This is a genomic window from Streptococcus caecimuris, assembly GCF_943193075.1.
GTDB classification, from domain to species: Bacteria; Bacillota; Bacilli; order Lactobacillales; family Streptococcaceae; genus Streptococcus; species Streptococcus caecimuris.
The window spans coordinates 22,498-37,078 of record NZ_CALPCT010000017.1 but is presented as its reverse complement, the minus strand read 5'-3'; the positions used below and the strand labels follow the sequence as shown (position 1 = coordinate 37,078).

At 43.5% G+C, this 14,581-nt stretch carries 15 protein-coding genes and 1 pseudogene; all 16 read left to right on the top strand.

Annotation, left to right across the window (positions count from 1 at the left end; genetic code table 11):
- The first annotated feature begins 130 nt into the window (after positions 1-130).
- The 16 genes and pseudogenes from NFR56_RS07580 to NFR56_RS07505 all read left to right on the top strand — a co-directional run bounded on the left by NFR56_RS07580 (position 131) and on the right by NFR56_RS07505 (position 14,572).
- Positions 131-556, top strand: a complete 426-nt coding sequence (locus NFR56_RS07580) for a low molecular weight protein-tyrosine-phosphatase (RefSeq protein ID WP_134974815.1) — start codon at positions 131-133, stop codon at positions 554-556.
- 28 nt (positions 557-584) lie between these two features.
- On the top strand, positions 585-989 hold the full coding sequence (locus NFR56_RS07575) for an MORN repeat-containing protein (protein ID WP_070586627.1): 405 nt from the start codon (positions 585-587) through the stop codon (positions 987-989).
- Positions 979-2,781: an acyltransferase family protein gene (locus NFR56_RS07570; protein WP_023920066.1), complete on the top strand. Its 1,803-nt coding sequence runs from the start codon at positions 979-981 to the stop codon at positions 2,779-2,781. Before NFR56_RS07575 ends, NFR56_RS07570 begins: the two co-directional genes overlap by 11 nt.
- Before the next feature lie 402 nt (positions 2,782-3,183).
- Positions 3,184-5,835 carry a bifunctional acetaldehyde-CoA/alcohol dehydrogenase gene (adhE, locus tag NFR56_RS07565; protein WP_134974808.1) on the top strand — a complete coding sequence of 884 codons (2,652 nt, stop codon included), beginning with the start codon at positions 3,184-3,186 and terminating at the stop codon, positions 5,833-5,835.
- Positions 5,836-6,086: 251 nt separating this feature from the next.
- Complete coding sequence (locus tag NFR56_RS07560; RefSeq protein ID WP_134974809.1) at positions 6,087-6,644, top strand: hypothetical protein; 558 nt, start codon at positions 6,087-6,089, stop codon at positions 6,642-6,644.
- Between the two features lie 13 nt (positions 6,645-6,657).
- Entirely contained in the window at positions 6,658-6,963 is a 306-nt protein-coding gene (locus tag NFR56_RS07555; protein WP_049472664.1) for a hypothetical protein, read from the top strand.
- Positions 6,963-7,286: a hypothetical protein gene (locus NFR56_RS07550; protein WP_003009394.1), complete on the top strand. Its 324-nt coding sequence runs from the start codon at positions 6,963-6,965 to the stop codon at positions 7,284-7,286. The genes NFR56_RS07555 and NFR56_RS07550 overlap by 1 nt, the downstream gene beginning before the upstream one ends.
- A 209-nt stretch (positions 7,287-7,495) precedes the next feature.
- Positions 7,496-7,612 (top strand): annotated as a pseudogene (locus tag NFR56_RS07545) (alcohol dehydrogenase); the annotation flags it as partial.
- Between the two features lie 158 nt (positions 7,613-7,770).
- Positions 7,771-8,157 carry an ABC transporter permease gene (locus NFR56_RS07540; RefSeq protein WP_134974810.1) on the top strand — a complete coding sequence of 129 codons (387 nt, stop codon included), beginning with the start codon at positions 7,771-7,773 and terminating at the stop codon, positions 8,155-8,157.
- A 169-nt stretch (positions 8,158-8,326) separates the two neighbouring features.
- Positions 8,327-9,025: an N-acetylmannosamine-6-phosphate 2-epimerase gene (locus NFR56_RS07535; RefSeq protein ID WP_251458488.1), complete on the top strand. Its 699-nt coding sequence runs from the start codon at positions 8,327-8,329 to the stop codon at positions 9,023-9,025.
- A 139-nt stretch (positions 9,026-9,164) separates the two neighbouring features.
- Entirely contained in the window at positions 9,165-10,481 is a 1,317-nt protein-coding gene (locus tag NFR56_RS07530) for an ABC transporter substrate-binding protein (RefSeq protein WP_070586621.1), read from the top strand.
- 203 nt (positions 10,482-10,684) lie between these two features.
- Entirely contained in the window at positions 10,685-11,572 is an 888-nt protein-coding gene (locus NFR56_RS07525; RefSeq protein WP_003009412.1) for a carbohydrate ABC transporter permease, read from the top strand.
- 15 nt (positions 11,573-11,587) lie between these two features.
- The gene (locus NFR56_RS07520; protein ID WP_003002334.1) at positions 11,588-12,427 is read left to right on the top strand and encodes a carbohydrate ABC transporter permease; all 840 of its coding nucleotides are present in this window, start codon (positions 11,588-11,590) and stop codon (positions 12,425-12,427) included.
- A gap of 74 nt (positions 12,428-12,501) precedes the next feature.
- The gene (locus NFR56_RS07515) at positions 12,502-12,954 is read left to right on the top strand and encodes a NanQ anomerase/TabA/YiaL family protein (protein ID WP_134974812.1); all 453 of its coding nucleotides are present in this window, start codon (positions 12,502-12,504) and stop codon (positions 12,952-12,954) included.
- Positions 12,955-12,975: 21 nt separating this feature from the next.
- Complete coding sequence (locus NFR56_RS07510; RefSeq protein WP_003009419.1) at positions 12,976-13,623, top strand: DUF624 domain-containing protein; 648 nt, start codon at positions 12,976-12,978, stop codon at positions 13,621-13,623.
- 31 nt (positions 13,624-13,654) lie between these two features.
- Complete coding sequence (locus tag NFR56_RS07505) at positions 13,655-14,572, top strand: dihydrodipicolinate synthase family protein (RefSeq protein ID WP_037608222.1); 918 nt, start codon at positions 13,655-13,657, stop codon at positions 14,570-14,572.
- The last annotated feature ends 9 nt before the right edge of the window (positions 14,573-14,581 follow it).

Sequence of the window (14,581 nt, the reverse complement as noted above, 5' to 3'; positions counted from 1 at the left end):
AATGATGGAGTCCCTTTGTCATCTTTCTGTCACATTTTTGTTATAATGGTAATAGTATGCTGGTTTTCCATAGTGGAAAGCCAAGAGCTCAGCTAGGTTGGGCAGTCCGAACAAGGAGTTAGGTGGAATCATGAAAAAAATCGTCTTTGTCTGCTTAGGAAATATTTGTCGGAGCCCCATGGCGGAGTTTGTCATGAAGGACTTGACGGATCAGTATGAGATTGAAAGTCGGGCCACCTCGAGCTGGGAACATGGCAATCCCATCCATCAGGGAACCCGGAAAATCTTTCAACAACACCAGGTCCCATATGATCCAGCTAAGACGTCCTTACAGATCAAGGAAGAGGATTTTTACAACTTTGATTTGATCCTAGGGATGGACGAAAACAATGTAGCAGATCTGAAGCAAATGGCTCCTGCAGGAACAGAACACAAGATTCATCTTTTTGCTGCTGAAAGTGTGCCAGATCCGTGGTATACCGGTGATTTTGAAGAGACCTATTCCAGAGTCCTGAGCGGCTGTAAGGCTTGGTTAGATCAGTTAGCAACTTTTTAAGAGTTTGATATGTGAGAGAATACAGAATATGAAAGAATTTTATGAGACCTATAAGGTCTATCTGACGCGAAAAAATTTAGAAATAGCAGCATTAGTCGTGATTATTCTATCTGCTTTGCTGGTTTTCCTTTCAGCCATTCCAGGTCAGGGCGTCTTGACCTTGGACAAGGGGGCGATCCGTTACGACGGAAGTTTGGTCCGTGGCAAGATGAATGGCAAGGGAACCGTCACCTTTAAAAATGGGGATACCTATACAGGTAACCTCGTCAACGGCTCTTTTAGTGGCTATGGTAAGTTTAAGTCCAAGGATGGCTGGACCTATGAAGGGCAGTTTGTTAATGGCCAGCCGGAGGGCAAAGGCACCTTAACCACAGAAGCCAACGTCGTATACAAAGGAACATTCAAGCAGGGGATTTATCAAAATGCGCATTAAATGGTTTTCACTAGTCCGTGTTACAGGACTCTTATTGGTATTGCTTTACCATTTCTTCCAAAAAGCCTTTCCTGGAGGCTTTATTGGGGTAGATATTTTCTTCACCTTCTCAGGATTTTTGATTACAGCGCTCTTGATCGATGAATTTGCGCGCAAGCAAGGAATCGACTACCTGGCATTCTTGAAACGGCGCTTTTACCGGATCGTACCACCCCTTGTCTTTATGGTCTTGGTCGTGATGCCCTTTACCTTTATGGTCCAACGGGACTACGTGGCTGGTATTGGGACTCAGATTGCGGCGGTCTTCGGTTTTGTGACCAATTTCTTTGAGATGGCAACGGGTGGTAGTTACGAAAGTAACTTCATTCCACATCTCTTCCTTCATACCTGGAGTTTGGCTCTAGAAGTGCATTACTATGTGCTCTGGGCACTTTTGGCATGGTTCTTGGCTAAGCGGGCTAAGACAGTTGGGAAATACCGAGGCATGCTCTTCCTGGCGTCCAGCGGACTCTTTCTCTTCACCTTCTTGTCTATGTTCATCCGCGCCTTTCTGACAGCTAATTTCTCCACTATCTATTTTTCTAGCTTCACTCACATCTTCCCCTTCTTTGCGGGATCATGTCTAGCAACGGTAACAGGGATTGCTAATGTCAGCCCGAACTTTACAAAGTTGGTGCAGTCTTGGAGCATGAAAAAGACCTTATCGGTCTTGGGTGGAAGCTTTGCCTTCTTGTTTGTGCTCAGTCTTTTCTTGCCATTTGATAGCTTGTGGACCTATCTGTTTGGCTTTTTAGCAGCGACAATCGCAGCTTGTGCCATGATTCTGTCGGCCCGCATTCTCCATGAAAAGACGCCAGATAAAAAAGAACCAGCCATTCTCAATTTCTTGGCAGATACTAGTTATGGTGTCTATCTTTTCCACTGGCCTTTCTTTATCATCTTCTCTCAACATTTGGGAAATATGATGGCAGCCCTTGTGACGACGATCGTTTCCTTGATTCTAACGGCTCTGTCCTTCTATATTTTGGAGCCAACTATTGCAGGCAAGGAACCTCGTGTCTTCGGCATGAAGATGGATCTCAGTTTTTTGACCAAGCCGATCTTTTACCTCATGATTCCTCTGGCTCTCTTGATGATTGGAATCTCCGCCTTTGCACCAACCGTTGGAGCTTTTGATGAGAGTTTGGTAGTGAGTGGGCTCAATCAAGCAGACAGCAAAATGCAGGTCACACGGACGCAAGTGGATAATGCGACGGCAACAGACTATAACGTCTCAAATGGTGTGACCATGATCGGTGATTCCGTTAACTTGCGAGCGCAGGACTACCTGACTAAAGCCATCCCTGGCATCCAGATCGATGCAGTGGTGAGCCGTCAGTTGGAAAATGGAATGAAGGTCTTTGAGACCGATATCTCCAATAAAGTTCTCCTAAAAAATGTGGTCATTGCCCTAGGAACCAATACTGTAAGCAACTACAAAGAATTGCTGGATCAGTATGTTGAGAAACTTCCAAAAGGCCGTCGCTTGATCCTTGTGACACCATATGATGGGCGCTATGCCAACGATCAGTCCAGTGAATCGGTTCAAACGCGTCTTTATGAGTTGGAACTAGCTAAGAAATACGACTTTATCACGATTGCGGACTGGTACCAAGTAGCAATTGAAAATCCAAACATTTGGGTGGGAACAGACTCTGTTCACTTCAATATGGAAACCAATGGTGGGGAACTCTATGCTCAAACAGTCAAAGAAGCCCTTGATAAGGCCGAAAAAGGTCCGGTCAAGAAGTAACAATGCTTCTCTGAAACTGAAACAAAACAAATCCTAACAAAATAAAACAAAAAGCAACTTTTTACTTGTAAAAAGCTGCTTATTTTAGTAAGATTAAGAAAACGCTTACAAAAATCAATTGAAAACATCTCTTTGTGAAGAAAAAATTTTTTTAATTATTTTTTCACAATTTTGCTAGACAATTGCTTTCACATCAATAAGATTGATAAAAATTTCACAAACTTCAAAAAAATCTTTGTGAAAGTTGCTTGGAAGTGTTTACAAAAATCTCAAAATAGAGTACAATTATATTGTGAAATAATTAACAAATCGAAATTTCTTACACTATTCTTGAAAATTTCAGAAAACATGAAAAAGTTCTAGAAAAGGATAAGGGTTTCAAACATTGGAGGAAAGCATCAAATGGCTGATAAAAAAACTCTCTCACCTGAAGAAAAGAAACTCGCTGCTGAAAAACACGTAGACGAGTTGGTGCAAAAAGCGCTGGTGGCGCTTGAAGAAATGCGCAAATTGGATCAGGAGCAAGTAGACTACATTGTGGCGAAAGCATCTGTGGCGGCTCTTGACGCTCACGGTGAGCTCGCTCTTCATGCCTATGAAGAAACTGGTCGTGGAGTCTTTGAAGACAAGGCGACGAAGAACTTGTTCGCTTGTGAACACGTAGTAAATAACATGCGTCACACGAAAACAGTTGGTGTCATTTCAGAAGATGACGTCACTGGTTTGACCCTGATTGCTGAGCCAGTCGGAGTTGTCTGCGGAATCACACCTACAACCAACCCAACTTCAACAGCAATCTTTAAAGCATTGATTTCCTTGAAGACACGGAACCCTATTGTCTTTGCCTTCCACCCATCTGCTCAAGAATCATCTGCTCATGCGGCACAAATCGTCCGCGATGCAGCAATTGCAGCTGGAGCACCTGAGAACTGTGTGCAATGGATTACCCAACCTTCTATGGAAGCAACCAGTGCCCTTATGAACCACGAAGGAGTTGCGACTATCCTTGCGACCGGTGGTAACGCCATGGTTAAAGCAGCATACTCATGTGGGAAGCCAGCTCTTGGGGTTGGTGCCGGAAACGTGCCTGCTTACGTTGAAAAATCAGCCAACATCCGCCAAGCAGCACACGATATCGTCATGTCTAAATCATTTGACAACGGTATGGTCTGTGCGTCTGAACAAGCGGTCATCATCGATAAAGAAATCTACGATGAGTTTGTTGAAGAATTCAAATCTTACCACACTTACTTTGTTAACAAAAAAGAAAAAGCCCTTCTTGAAGAGTTCTGCTTCGGCGTAAAAGCCAACAGCAAGAACTGCGCGGGTGCGAAATTGAATGCGGACATCGTTGGGAAACCAGCAGCATGGATCGCTGAACAAGCTGGCTTCACTGTACCAGAAGGAACCAATATCCTTGCGGCAGAATGTAAAGAAGTTGGTGAAAAAGAACCGTTGACTCGTGAAAAATTGTCACCAGTCATCGCTGTTTTGAAATCTGAAAGCCGTGAAGACGGAATTAACAAAGCTCGCCAAATGGTTGAATTCAACGGTCTTGGTCACTCAGCAGCCATCCATACTGCTGATGAAGAATTGACCAAAGAATTTGGTAAAGCAGTTAAAGCTATTCGTGTGATCTGCAACTCTCCTTCGACTTTCGGTGGTATCGGGGATGTTTACAATGCCTTCTTGCCATCATTAACACTTGGATGTGGTTCTTACGGACGCAACTCTGTTGGGGACAACGTTAGTGCCATCAACCTCTTGAATATCAAAAAAGTCGGACGCCGGAGAAATAACATGCAATGGATGAAACTTCCTTCAAAAACATACTTTGAACGTGATTCAATTGAATACCTACAAAAATGTCGTGACGTTGAACGTGTCATGATCGTTACAGACCACGCTATGGTAGAGCTTGGTTTCCTTGATCGTATCATCGAACAGCTTGACCTTCGTCGCAACAAGGTGGTTTACCAAATCTTTGCAGACGTAGAACCAGATCCAGATATCACAACTGTTGAACGTGGTACAGAGATCATGCGTGCCTTCAAACCAGATACGATCATTGCTCTCGGTGGTGGATCACCAATGGATGCGGCCAAAGTTATGTGGCTCTTCTACGAACAACCAGAAGTGGACTTCCGTGACTTGGTACAAAAATTCATGGATATCCGTAAACGTGCCTTCAAGTTCCCATTGCTTGGTAAGAAGACTAAATTTATTGCGATCCCAACAACATCTGGTACAGGATCTGAAGTAACTCCATTTGCCGTTATCTCTGATAAAGCAAACAACCGTAAATACCCAATCGCAGACTACTCATTGACTCCAACAGTTGCCATCGTAGACCCTGCCTTGGTATTGACAGTTCCAGGATCTGTTGCAGCAGACACTGGTATGGACGTCTTGACGCACGCGACAGAAGCTTACGTATCACAAATGGCTAGCGACTTCACAGATGGTCTTGCTCTTCAAGCTATTAAACTTGTCTTTGAAAACTTGGAAAGCTCAGTCAAGAATGCGGACTTCCATTCACGCGAAAAGATGCACAATGCGTCAACCATCGCAGGTATGGCCTTCGCCAATGCCTTCCTCGGTATTTCTCACTCAATGGCCCACAAGATCGGTGCGCAATTCCACACCATCCACGGACGGACCAATGCCATCTTGCTTCCATACGTTATCCGCTACAACGGTACACGCCCAGCTAAGACAGCTACATGGCCTAAGTACAACTACTACCGTGCAGATGAAAAATACCAAGATATCGCTCGTATGCTAGGACTTCCATGCTCTACTCCAGAAGAAGCCGTTGAAGCTTACGCAAAAGCTGTATACGAACTCGGTGAACGCTGTGGTATCGAAATGAACTTCAAAGCACAAGGCATCGATGAAAAAGAATGGAAGAAACATTCTCGTGAATTGGCCTTCCTTGCTTATGAAGATCAATGTTCACCAGCTAACCCACGTCTTCCAATGGTAGACCATATGCAAGAAATCATCGAAGATGCTTACTATGGTTACAAGGAACGTCCAGGACGTCGTAAATAAGACGCCAAGGAACAACTGATGTTTATCAGCTACCCCCACTCGAAAGAGTGGGGGATTTTTGCTATTTGGGTCCAAAAATCGTTTTTTCATAAAAAATTAGACTTTTTTTCAGAAATTGTGTTATTTTTATAGCATTCCGAGCTATTTTATGTTACCCTATAGTGTGTGAATCTGCCTGTAGCTGAAGGGTTATGATCCTTTTTCAGTTATAGGAAACGAAAAAACAAATCCAAGAAAGGAGGCCATCTCAAATGGAGTTAGAAGGTGACGTGCAAGGAAGACAAGATCAGGCACAGAAAATTATTAAAATGCCCCAACGAGATCGGGAAACTTCCACTTCAGAAAATCAGCCATCATCTGCTTCGGTGGTCTCCATGTATGGGCAGGAAAGGCCAAGCGTTTCTAGCCTCCATCGGCAACTAGCGAGCGCGTCTGGGACCCAGACCATTCAATTGCGGGAGGAATTGGTGCTGGCAGTAGCGCAGAATGCTTCAGCGCAAGCAACTGTCTTTGAGGCAGAAGTCAAGGATAAGCTTGAAGAGGCTAAGGAGACAGTTTCTCATAAGGTCGCTGAGGTGTCTCAAATGGCCCACAGCATGGCCCAATTTTTAACAGACGCAGAAGTGGAGCAACTATTAGGAGAGTTCTCCATGGATACTTGTTGGGACCAAGCAGTAGAGGCGGAAAACCTCGCCCAAGCAAAGGCCTACTCCACTCGCTTGTCAGATTTGGCAGGTCAGCTGGAGGCTGCATCAGCTCAATTGGTGGACTTGGACAAGGGACAAGCGACGGCCTTTGATTTTTCATAAGTAGGAGAAAAAGATGTTAGAGATCCTGGGAGAGGACAGAGAACGAATTGAGGAGCTCCATCGAGAGATTAAAAAGGAGCAAGAGCGGATTGCGATCAGAAGTTTGATTGCAACGCAGAAAGCCTTGATGATGTTGGAAGGGATGAGTTTGCAGGTAACCTTGGGCGGTCAATCCGAAAAGATGCGCTCTTTTGCCACAACGACCCTAGTTAGTGATTTGAAAGATGGATTTACAGGAGGAGCAGCGGACGCGGTAGAAACAGCACTGAAAGCAGTGAAGAAGCCGATTTTATTGAGTCCGATTAAAGGAGGTATGTGATGTACCATTCAGGAAATAGTGAATTAGAACAACTAGAAGATCGACATTACCGCTTCAATCAAAAGCTAAGCGAGCTGGAGTGGGATTATGCGGATATGCGTATGGATGTCCGCCAACATACAGAAAATTTAGTGGACTGGCTAAGTGCCCTTCATTTTCAAGCGCCAAGTGCGGAGGCCCAAAGTGGCTTGGAGCGTTTATTTGCCTTGCAAGAAGAGTTTGAGGCAGAACTCAAGCGCTATGAAGAGCGTTTAGAAGAAGAGCGTGAGCGCGAACAGCAAGAGTACTATAAGCAGCGTCAACAATTAGAACAAGGTGATTGAAACATTCCTCTGGTAGAGATAAGAGGAATGTTTTTGTTTGCTCGAAAACTTTTAAAAATGTGCCTATAAATTCTTGCAAGCGCTTACTTAGTATGTTATAATATTCACAAAGAAACGAAAATAAAATGGTTTTATCAAACCAACAAAAAAGGAGTCGCTTATGAAAGCTGCAACCTATGTATCTGCAGGCAATCTGCAACTGCTGGATCAAGCTCATCACCCACCACTTCAAACTCTCAGAAGTTGAAAAAGCCTATGATGTCTTTAAACATGCGGGTGAAAACAACGCACTCAAAGTCATTATCGAAAATGATATCAGTGAATGAAGTGGCAACTAATATTTGTTCATAGTTTTTTTAGACGGACCAGAGATATTCTGGTCCTATTTTCAACCCCCAAAAGCCAATGATTCCTTGCAAAATAAATTTGTTGTCTTATAATATAAGTACAGAAAACGATTACATAAAGAGAAAGGTGTGATCTTATGAAACGTTTTTGTTATCATCGTGAATTCTGGATGGACTTCCATTTCTGGATCTTGGTCTTGCTTTTAGCGACTGTAGCTTTAACGATGCAGGCTCCTCTTTCGGTAGTTAGCCTGGCTTATCTTGCTTTTGTTGGGATTTTGATCCTTCTTCAGGTCTTTCAACCGGCTGTATCGACACGTCAGTATCCAGAAGGTAGCTACCATTTCAATTGGACCTTCTATCGCGATACCCGACTGTATATCGAGCTCTCTTTACTAGCAGGTCTCTTGGCAGGCCCAATGGCTTCATCGGATATGGTCTATTGGATCTTGCTTGGAGCCGTCGTCGGCTCTATCGGCTTTGTATTTGTCGTAAAGGAAAAAGCGACTCAAAAGATGACCTAGGGAATCACCATGTCCTAGATCTCTGAAACTAGTTTCAGAGATCTTTTTATTTTCCCCTAAATGTGAAACTATAATCCAATTGCACGATTAATATTGTAAGCGCTTTAAAAATAGATTATAATCAATTTACAAGTACTCGAGTTGCCTTATTATCAAAGGAGAAGGAGTTATGTCAAAGATTACAAAAGATGAACTGATTGAACAAATCAAAGACGGCATCATTGTTTCTTGTCAAGCCCTCCCTCATGAACCGCTCTATACAGAAGCAGGAGGAGTTATTCCTCTCTTAGTCAAAGCGGCTGAGCAGGGTGGAGCTGTCGGAATCCGAGCCAATAGTGTCCGAGATATCAAGGAAATCAAGGAAGTGACCAAGTTACCGATCATTGGGATTATCAAACGTGATTACCCACCTGAAGAACCCTTTATCACGGCTACTATGAAAGAAGTCGATGAGTTGGCAGCTTTGGATATCGCGGTCATTGCGCTTGATTGTACCAAACGTCCGCGTCATGATGGGTTTTCGATTAGTGACTTTATCCATCAAGTCAAAGAGAAATATCCAGACCAACTCTTGATGGCTGATATCTCTACTCTGGAAGAAGGATTGACAGCTGTCGAAGCGGGAGTGGACTTTGTCGGAACGACCCTTTCGGGCTATACGGACTACAGTCCAAAGGTTGATGGTCCAGATTTTGAACTGATTCATCGTCTCTGCCAAGCAGGAGTGGATGTCATCGCAGAAGGCAAGATCCACTACCCTGATCAGGCCAAGAAAATCCATGATCTCGGTGTTCGCAGCATCGTTGTAGGTGGCGCCATTACCCGACCAAAAGAGATTACAGAGCGCTTCGTCGCAGCCTTAAAATGAGAAAACAAAACAGTAGATTGAAGGAGGAGGAGACCGAATAGAGAGTAGTCGAATCTGAAACATGAACAAGAATAGGCGTCCTCATTGAGGATAACCCCCTGTAAGAGTAATCTTACCGTAAATTGTGAGGAGAAATCACATGAAAATGAAAAAAGTATTGTGCTCGTTGGTAGCTGGTGCAGCTCTTCTAGCACTCGCAGCTTGTGGATCTGGCGGAGGTTCAAAAACAGAATCTTCTAGTGGAAATTCAGGTAAAACAGAAATTACCTGGTGGGCCTTCCCAGTCTTTACTCAAGAGAAAGCTGATGATGGCGTAGGAACCTATGAAAAAACTATTATCGAAGCCTTCGAAAAAGCCAATCCAGATATCAAAGTTAAACTAGAAACCATCGACTTCAAGTCTGGCCCTGAAAAAATCACAACGGCTATTGAAGCAGGAACTGCTCCAGATGTGCTCTTTGATGCACCTGGACGGATCATTCAGTATGGTAAAAATGGAAAATTGGCTGATTTGAACGATCTCTTTACAGAAGATTTTGTCAAAGATGTCAATAATGAAAATATCATCCAAGCCAGCAAGGCAGGCGACACAGCTTACATGTATCCAATTAGTTCAGCACCATTCTACATGGCGATGAATAAGAAGATGCTCAAAGATGCAGGCGTGTTGGATCTTGTCAAAGAAGGCTGGACAACAGACGACTTTGAAAAAGTATTGAAAGCTTTGAAAGACAAAGGTTATACACCAGGATCACTCTTCAGTAATGGTCAAGGTGGAGACCAAGGAACTCGTGCCTTCATTGCCAACCTTTATGGCGGTTCTGTTACTGATGAAAAAGTAACCAAGTATACAACAGATGATCCAAAATTTGTCAAAGGTTTGGAAAAAGCTTCTAAATGGATCGATGACGGCTTGATGATGAATGGTTCTCAATTCGATGGTGGAGCAGACATCCAAAACTTTGCGAATGGTCAAACTTCTTACACTATCTTGTGGGCGCCTTCACAAAACGGTATCCAAGCTAAATTGTTGGATGCAAGTAAGGTCGAAGTAGTAGAAGTGCCATTCCCATCTGACTCAGGTAAGCCAAAATTGGAATACCTTGTCAATGGATTTGCTGTCTTCAATAATAAAGATGAAAAGAAAATTGCTGCTGCTAAGAAATTTGTACAGTTCATCGCAGACGACAAAGAATGGGGTCCAAAAGATGTTGTGCGTACAGGAGCTTTCCCAGTTCGTAGTTCATTTGGTAAGTTGTACGATGACAAACGGATGGAAACTATCAGCACTTGGACAAAATACTACTCACCATACTACAACACAATCGACGGTTTTGCAGAAATGCGGACCCTATGGTTCCCAATGTTGCAATCTGTTTCAAACGGGGATGAAAAAGCAGAACCAGCTTTGAAGACCTTTACTGAAAAAGCAAACGAAACGATCAAGAAAAAATAGATCATCTATGAAACTCAAATGATCCTTTCATAGAAATAAGAAAGCATAGGCCCCCTCGATTTCTTATCTCCATGTGTAGATTGAAAGAGGGGGCCTTCGTGTTTTCGCTCTCCTAATTATCATATGTAGGAAGGGGCAGTGCCATCCGTTCCACATAGGAATCAAGGAAAAAATAGAAAAAGAACATCAGGAGGTGCCTTACTGTGAAGGTGAACAAAATCCGAATGAGGGAGACGCTCGTTTCCTACGCATTCCTAGCACCCATTTTAATCTTCTTTACGGTCTTTGTCCTAGCCCCCATGATCATGGGCTTTGTGACAAGTTTCTTCAACTATTCTATGACATCCTTTAAGTTTGTCGGTTTAGAAAATTATTCCCGCATGTTTGCGGATAAGGTCTTTGTGAAGTCCTTGATCAATACCGTCATCATCGTTATCGGATCAGTTCCGATCGTCGTATTGTTCTCCTTGTTTGTGGCTTCTCAGACCTACCATCAAAATGCGATTGCGCGTTCCTTCTATCGTTTCGTCTTCTTCCTTCCAGTTGTTACAGGGAGTGTAGCGGTAACGGTTGTATGGAAATGGATCTATGATCCACTATCAGGGATTTTGAACTTTGTATTGAAATCTGGACATGTCATCAACCAAAACATTTCTTGGTTGGGGGACAAGCACTGGGCTTTGATGGCCATCATTATCATCTTGTTGACCACCTCTGTTGGTCAACCGATCATCCTCTACATCGCAGCTATGGGAAATATTGATAATTCTCTCGTAGAAGCAGCGCGTGTGGATGGTGCGACAGAATTTCAAGTTTTCTGGAAAATCAAATGGCCAAGCTTGTTGCCAACAACCTTGTACATTGCCATCATTACGACCATTAACTCTTTCCAATGTTTCGCCTTGATCCAATTGTTGACATCCGGTGGTCCTAACTACTCAACGAGTACCCTTATGTACTACCTCTATGAAAAAGCCTTTAAACTCTCTGAATACGGTTATGCCAACACCATGGGTGTCTTCCTTGCGGTGATGATTGCCATTATCAGTTTTGCGCAATTCAAGATCCTCGGAAACGACGTAGAATACTAAAGAAAGGAGCCTCAGATGAAACCAACACAAAAGAAACCCATCACTGCCTTTACAGTGATTTCAACGATCATTTTGCTCCTTTTGACAGTCTTGTTCATTTTCCCATTTTATTGGATTTTGACAGGGGCCTTTAAGTCTCAACCAGATACCATTATGATCCCACCTCAATGGTGGCCAAAGACACCAACCATGGAAAACTTCCAACAGTTGATGGTACAAAACCCAGCCCTACAATGGTTGTGGAATAGTGTCTTCATCTCCCTTGCAACTATGCTTTTGGTGTGTATGACCTCTTCCTTGGCAGGTTATGTCTTGGCTAAGAAACGCTTCTATGGGCAACGAATTCTCTTTGCCATCTTCATTGCTGCTATGGCTCTTCCGAAACAAGTTGTCTTAGTTCCATTGGTACGCATTATCAACTTTATGGGGATCCATGATACCCTTGCAGCGGTTATTCTACCATTGGTTGGATGGCCATTCGGGGTCTTCTTGATGAAGCAATTTAGTGAAAACATCCCAACAGAACTCTTAGAATCTGCTAAGATCGATGGTTGTGGAGAGTTGCGAACTTTCTGGAGCGTTGCCTTCCCAATTGTCAAACCGGGATTTGCAGCCCTTGCCATCTTTACCTTTATCAACACCTGGAACGACTACTTTATGCAATTGGTAATGCTGACCTCTCGGCAAAACTTGACCATTTCCTTAGGGGTAGCAACCATGCAGGCTGAAATGGCCACCAACTATGGCTTGATCATGGCTGGGGCAGCCCTAGCTGCAGTGCCAATCGTTACGGTCTTCCTCGTTTTCCAAAAATCCTTCACACAAGGGATTACCATGGGAGCGGTCAAAGGATAAGTCGTCCGCTTGGACAAACGATAGTTGTGTACAGATCGGTTTTCTAAGCTGAGAAGTATCGAAAGGATGAGAATATGATATTTGATGATTTAAAAAACATCACCTTTTACAAAGGAATCCACCCCAATCTGGATCAGGCCATTGATTTTCTCTATGAGCATCGGAAGGATTCTTTTGAATTGGGGAGATACGATATTGATGGGGATAAGGTCTTTCTCGTCGTTCAAGAAAATGCCCTCAACAAAGCAGAAAATGATCGCTTTGAACACCACAAAAGATATGCCGATTTGCATCTATTAGTAGAAGGGCATGAGTTTTCGAGTTATGGATCTCGTGTGACAGGTGAGGCGCTCGCATTTGATGAAGCATCGGACATCGGTTTTGTCCATTGCCAGGAGTCTTATCCGCTTCATCTAGGCTATCATAATTTTGCGATTTTCTTTCCAGGGGAGCCTCACCAGCCCAATGGCTATGCAGGGCAAGAAGATATCGTGAAAAAATATCTATTTAAAATTGCGATCGATTGATCACGTTAGAAAGGAGTGCCTATGTCATCTAAGGGAGCAGGATTGATCAAAACCGTTTTTAACACGGACAATGTAGTGATGCGTATCAGTGAGAAGGTCCTCGACTTGGTAACTGTTAATCTTTTATTTGTGCTAAGTTGTTTACCAGTTCTCACGATTGGAATTGCGAAAATTAGTTTGTATCAGACCTTATTTGCCATTAAGCACCAGCGTCGAGTTCCGGTGATTCGTAGTTATGCGAAGGCTTTTCGGGACAATTGGAAAATAGGCTTGCAACTAGGAAGTTTAGAACTGATTGTTGCAGGTATTTGTCTCTTTGATTTATTCTTATTTTGGGGGCAAACTTCCCTAGCTTTCCAAGCTTTGAAAACCATTTGTTTAGGCCTCTTTCTCTTTCTTGTGTTGATCTTATTGGCTGCTTATCCGATTGCGGCTCGCTACCAGTTGGATTGGAAAGAGTGTTTGCAAAAAGCTATGATTGTGACAGGCTTACATTTTCCTTGGTTCTTTGTCATGGGAAGTGCTCTCTTGCTTCTATGTATGGCTCTTGCAAGCTCAGTTTTAGCTTTCCTATTGGGACTTATGATCTTTTTCTTGTTCGGCTTTTCAAGCTTAGCTTTTGCACAAGTTGGATTAATGGAAAAGATTTTCGCCCAGTATCAAGAATAAAATGAATTTATTAGTGACAAAAGGAGAAAAAATGTCAGATTTAAAAAAATATGAAGGAGTCATCCCCGCTTTTTACGCCTGCTATGATGACCAAGGAGAAATTAGCCCGGAGCGGGTACGTGCGCTGGTAGAATATTTTATCGCGAAAGGTGTGCAGGGCTTGTATGTCAACGGATCCTCTGGCGAATGTATCTACCAGAGCGTGGCCGATCGCAAGCTGATTCTAGAAGAAGTGATGGCAGTAGCTAAAGGGAAATTGACCATCATTGCTCACGTAGCCTGCAACAACACCAAGGATAGCGTAGAATTGGCACGACATGCGGAAGAACTAGGAGTGGATGCCATTGCGGCCATTCCGCCGATCTATTTCCGCTTGCCAGAATATAGTGTTGCCCACTACTGGAATGAAATCAGTGCAGCCGCACCCAATACAGACTTTGTCATCTATAATATCCCGCAATTGGCAGGGGTCGCTTTGACACCGAGCCTTTACAAGGAAATGTTGAAAAATCCACGGGTGATTGGGGTGAAAAATTCTTCGATGCCTGTTCAGGACATTCAAACCTTTGCTTCTTTAGGAGGCGACGACCACATTGTCTTTAATGGTCCGGATGAACAATTCTTAGGTGGCCGTCTCATGGGAGCGCATGCTGGGATCGGTGGCACCTATGGTGCGATGCCAGAACTTTTCTTGAAGCTCAATCAGCTGATTGCTGAGAAAGACTTGGAGACTGCGCGTGCCCTGCAGTTTGCCATCAATGACATTATTGGAGTCTTGACGTCTGCTCATGGCAATATGTATGCGGTCATCAAAGCGGTTTTGCGCATCAATGAAGGTTTGGACTTGGGATCTGTTCGCTCCCCTTTGACGCCAGTAGTAGAAGCGGATCAAGAAGTGATTCAACGTGCTGCTCAACTCATTCAGGACACAAAAGCCAGATTCCTTTAATCAAAGGAG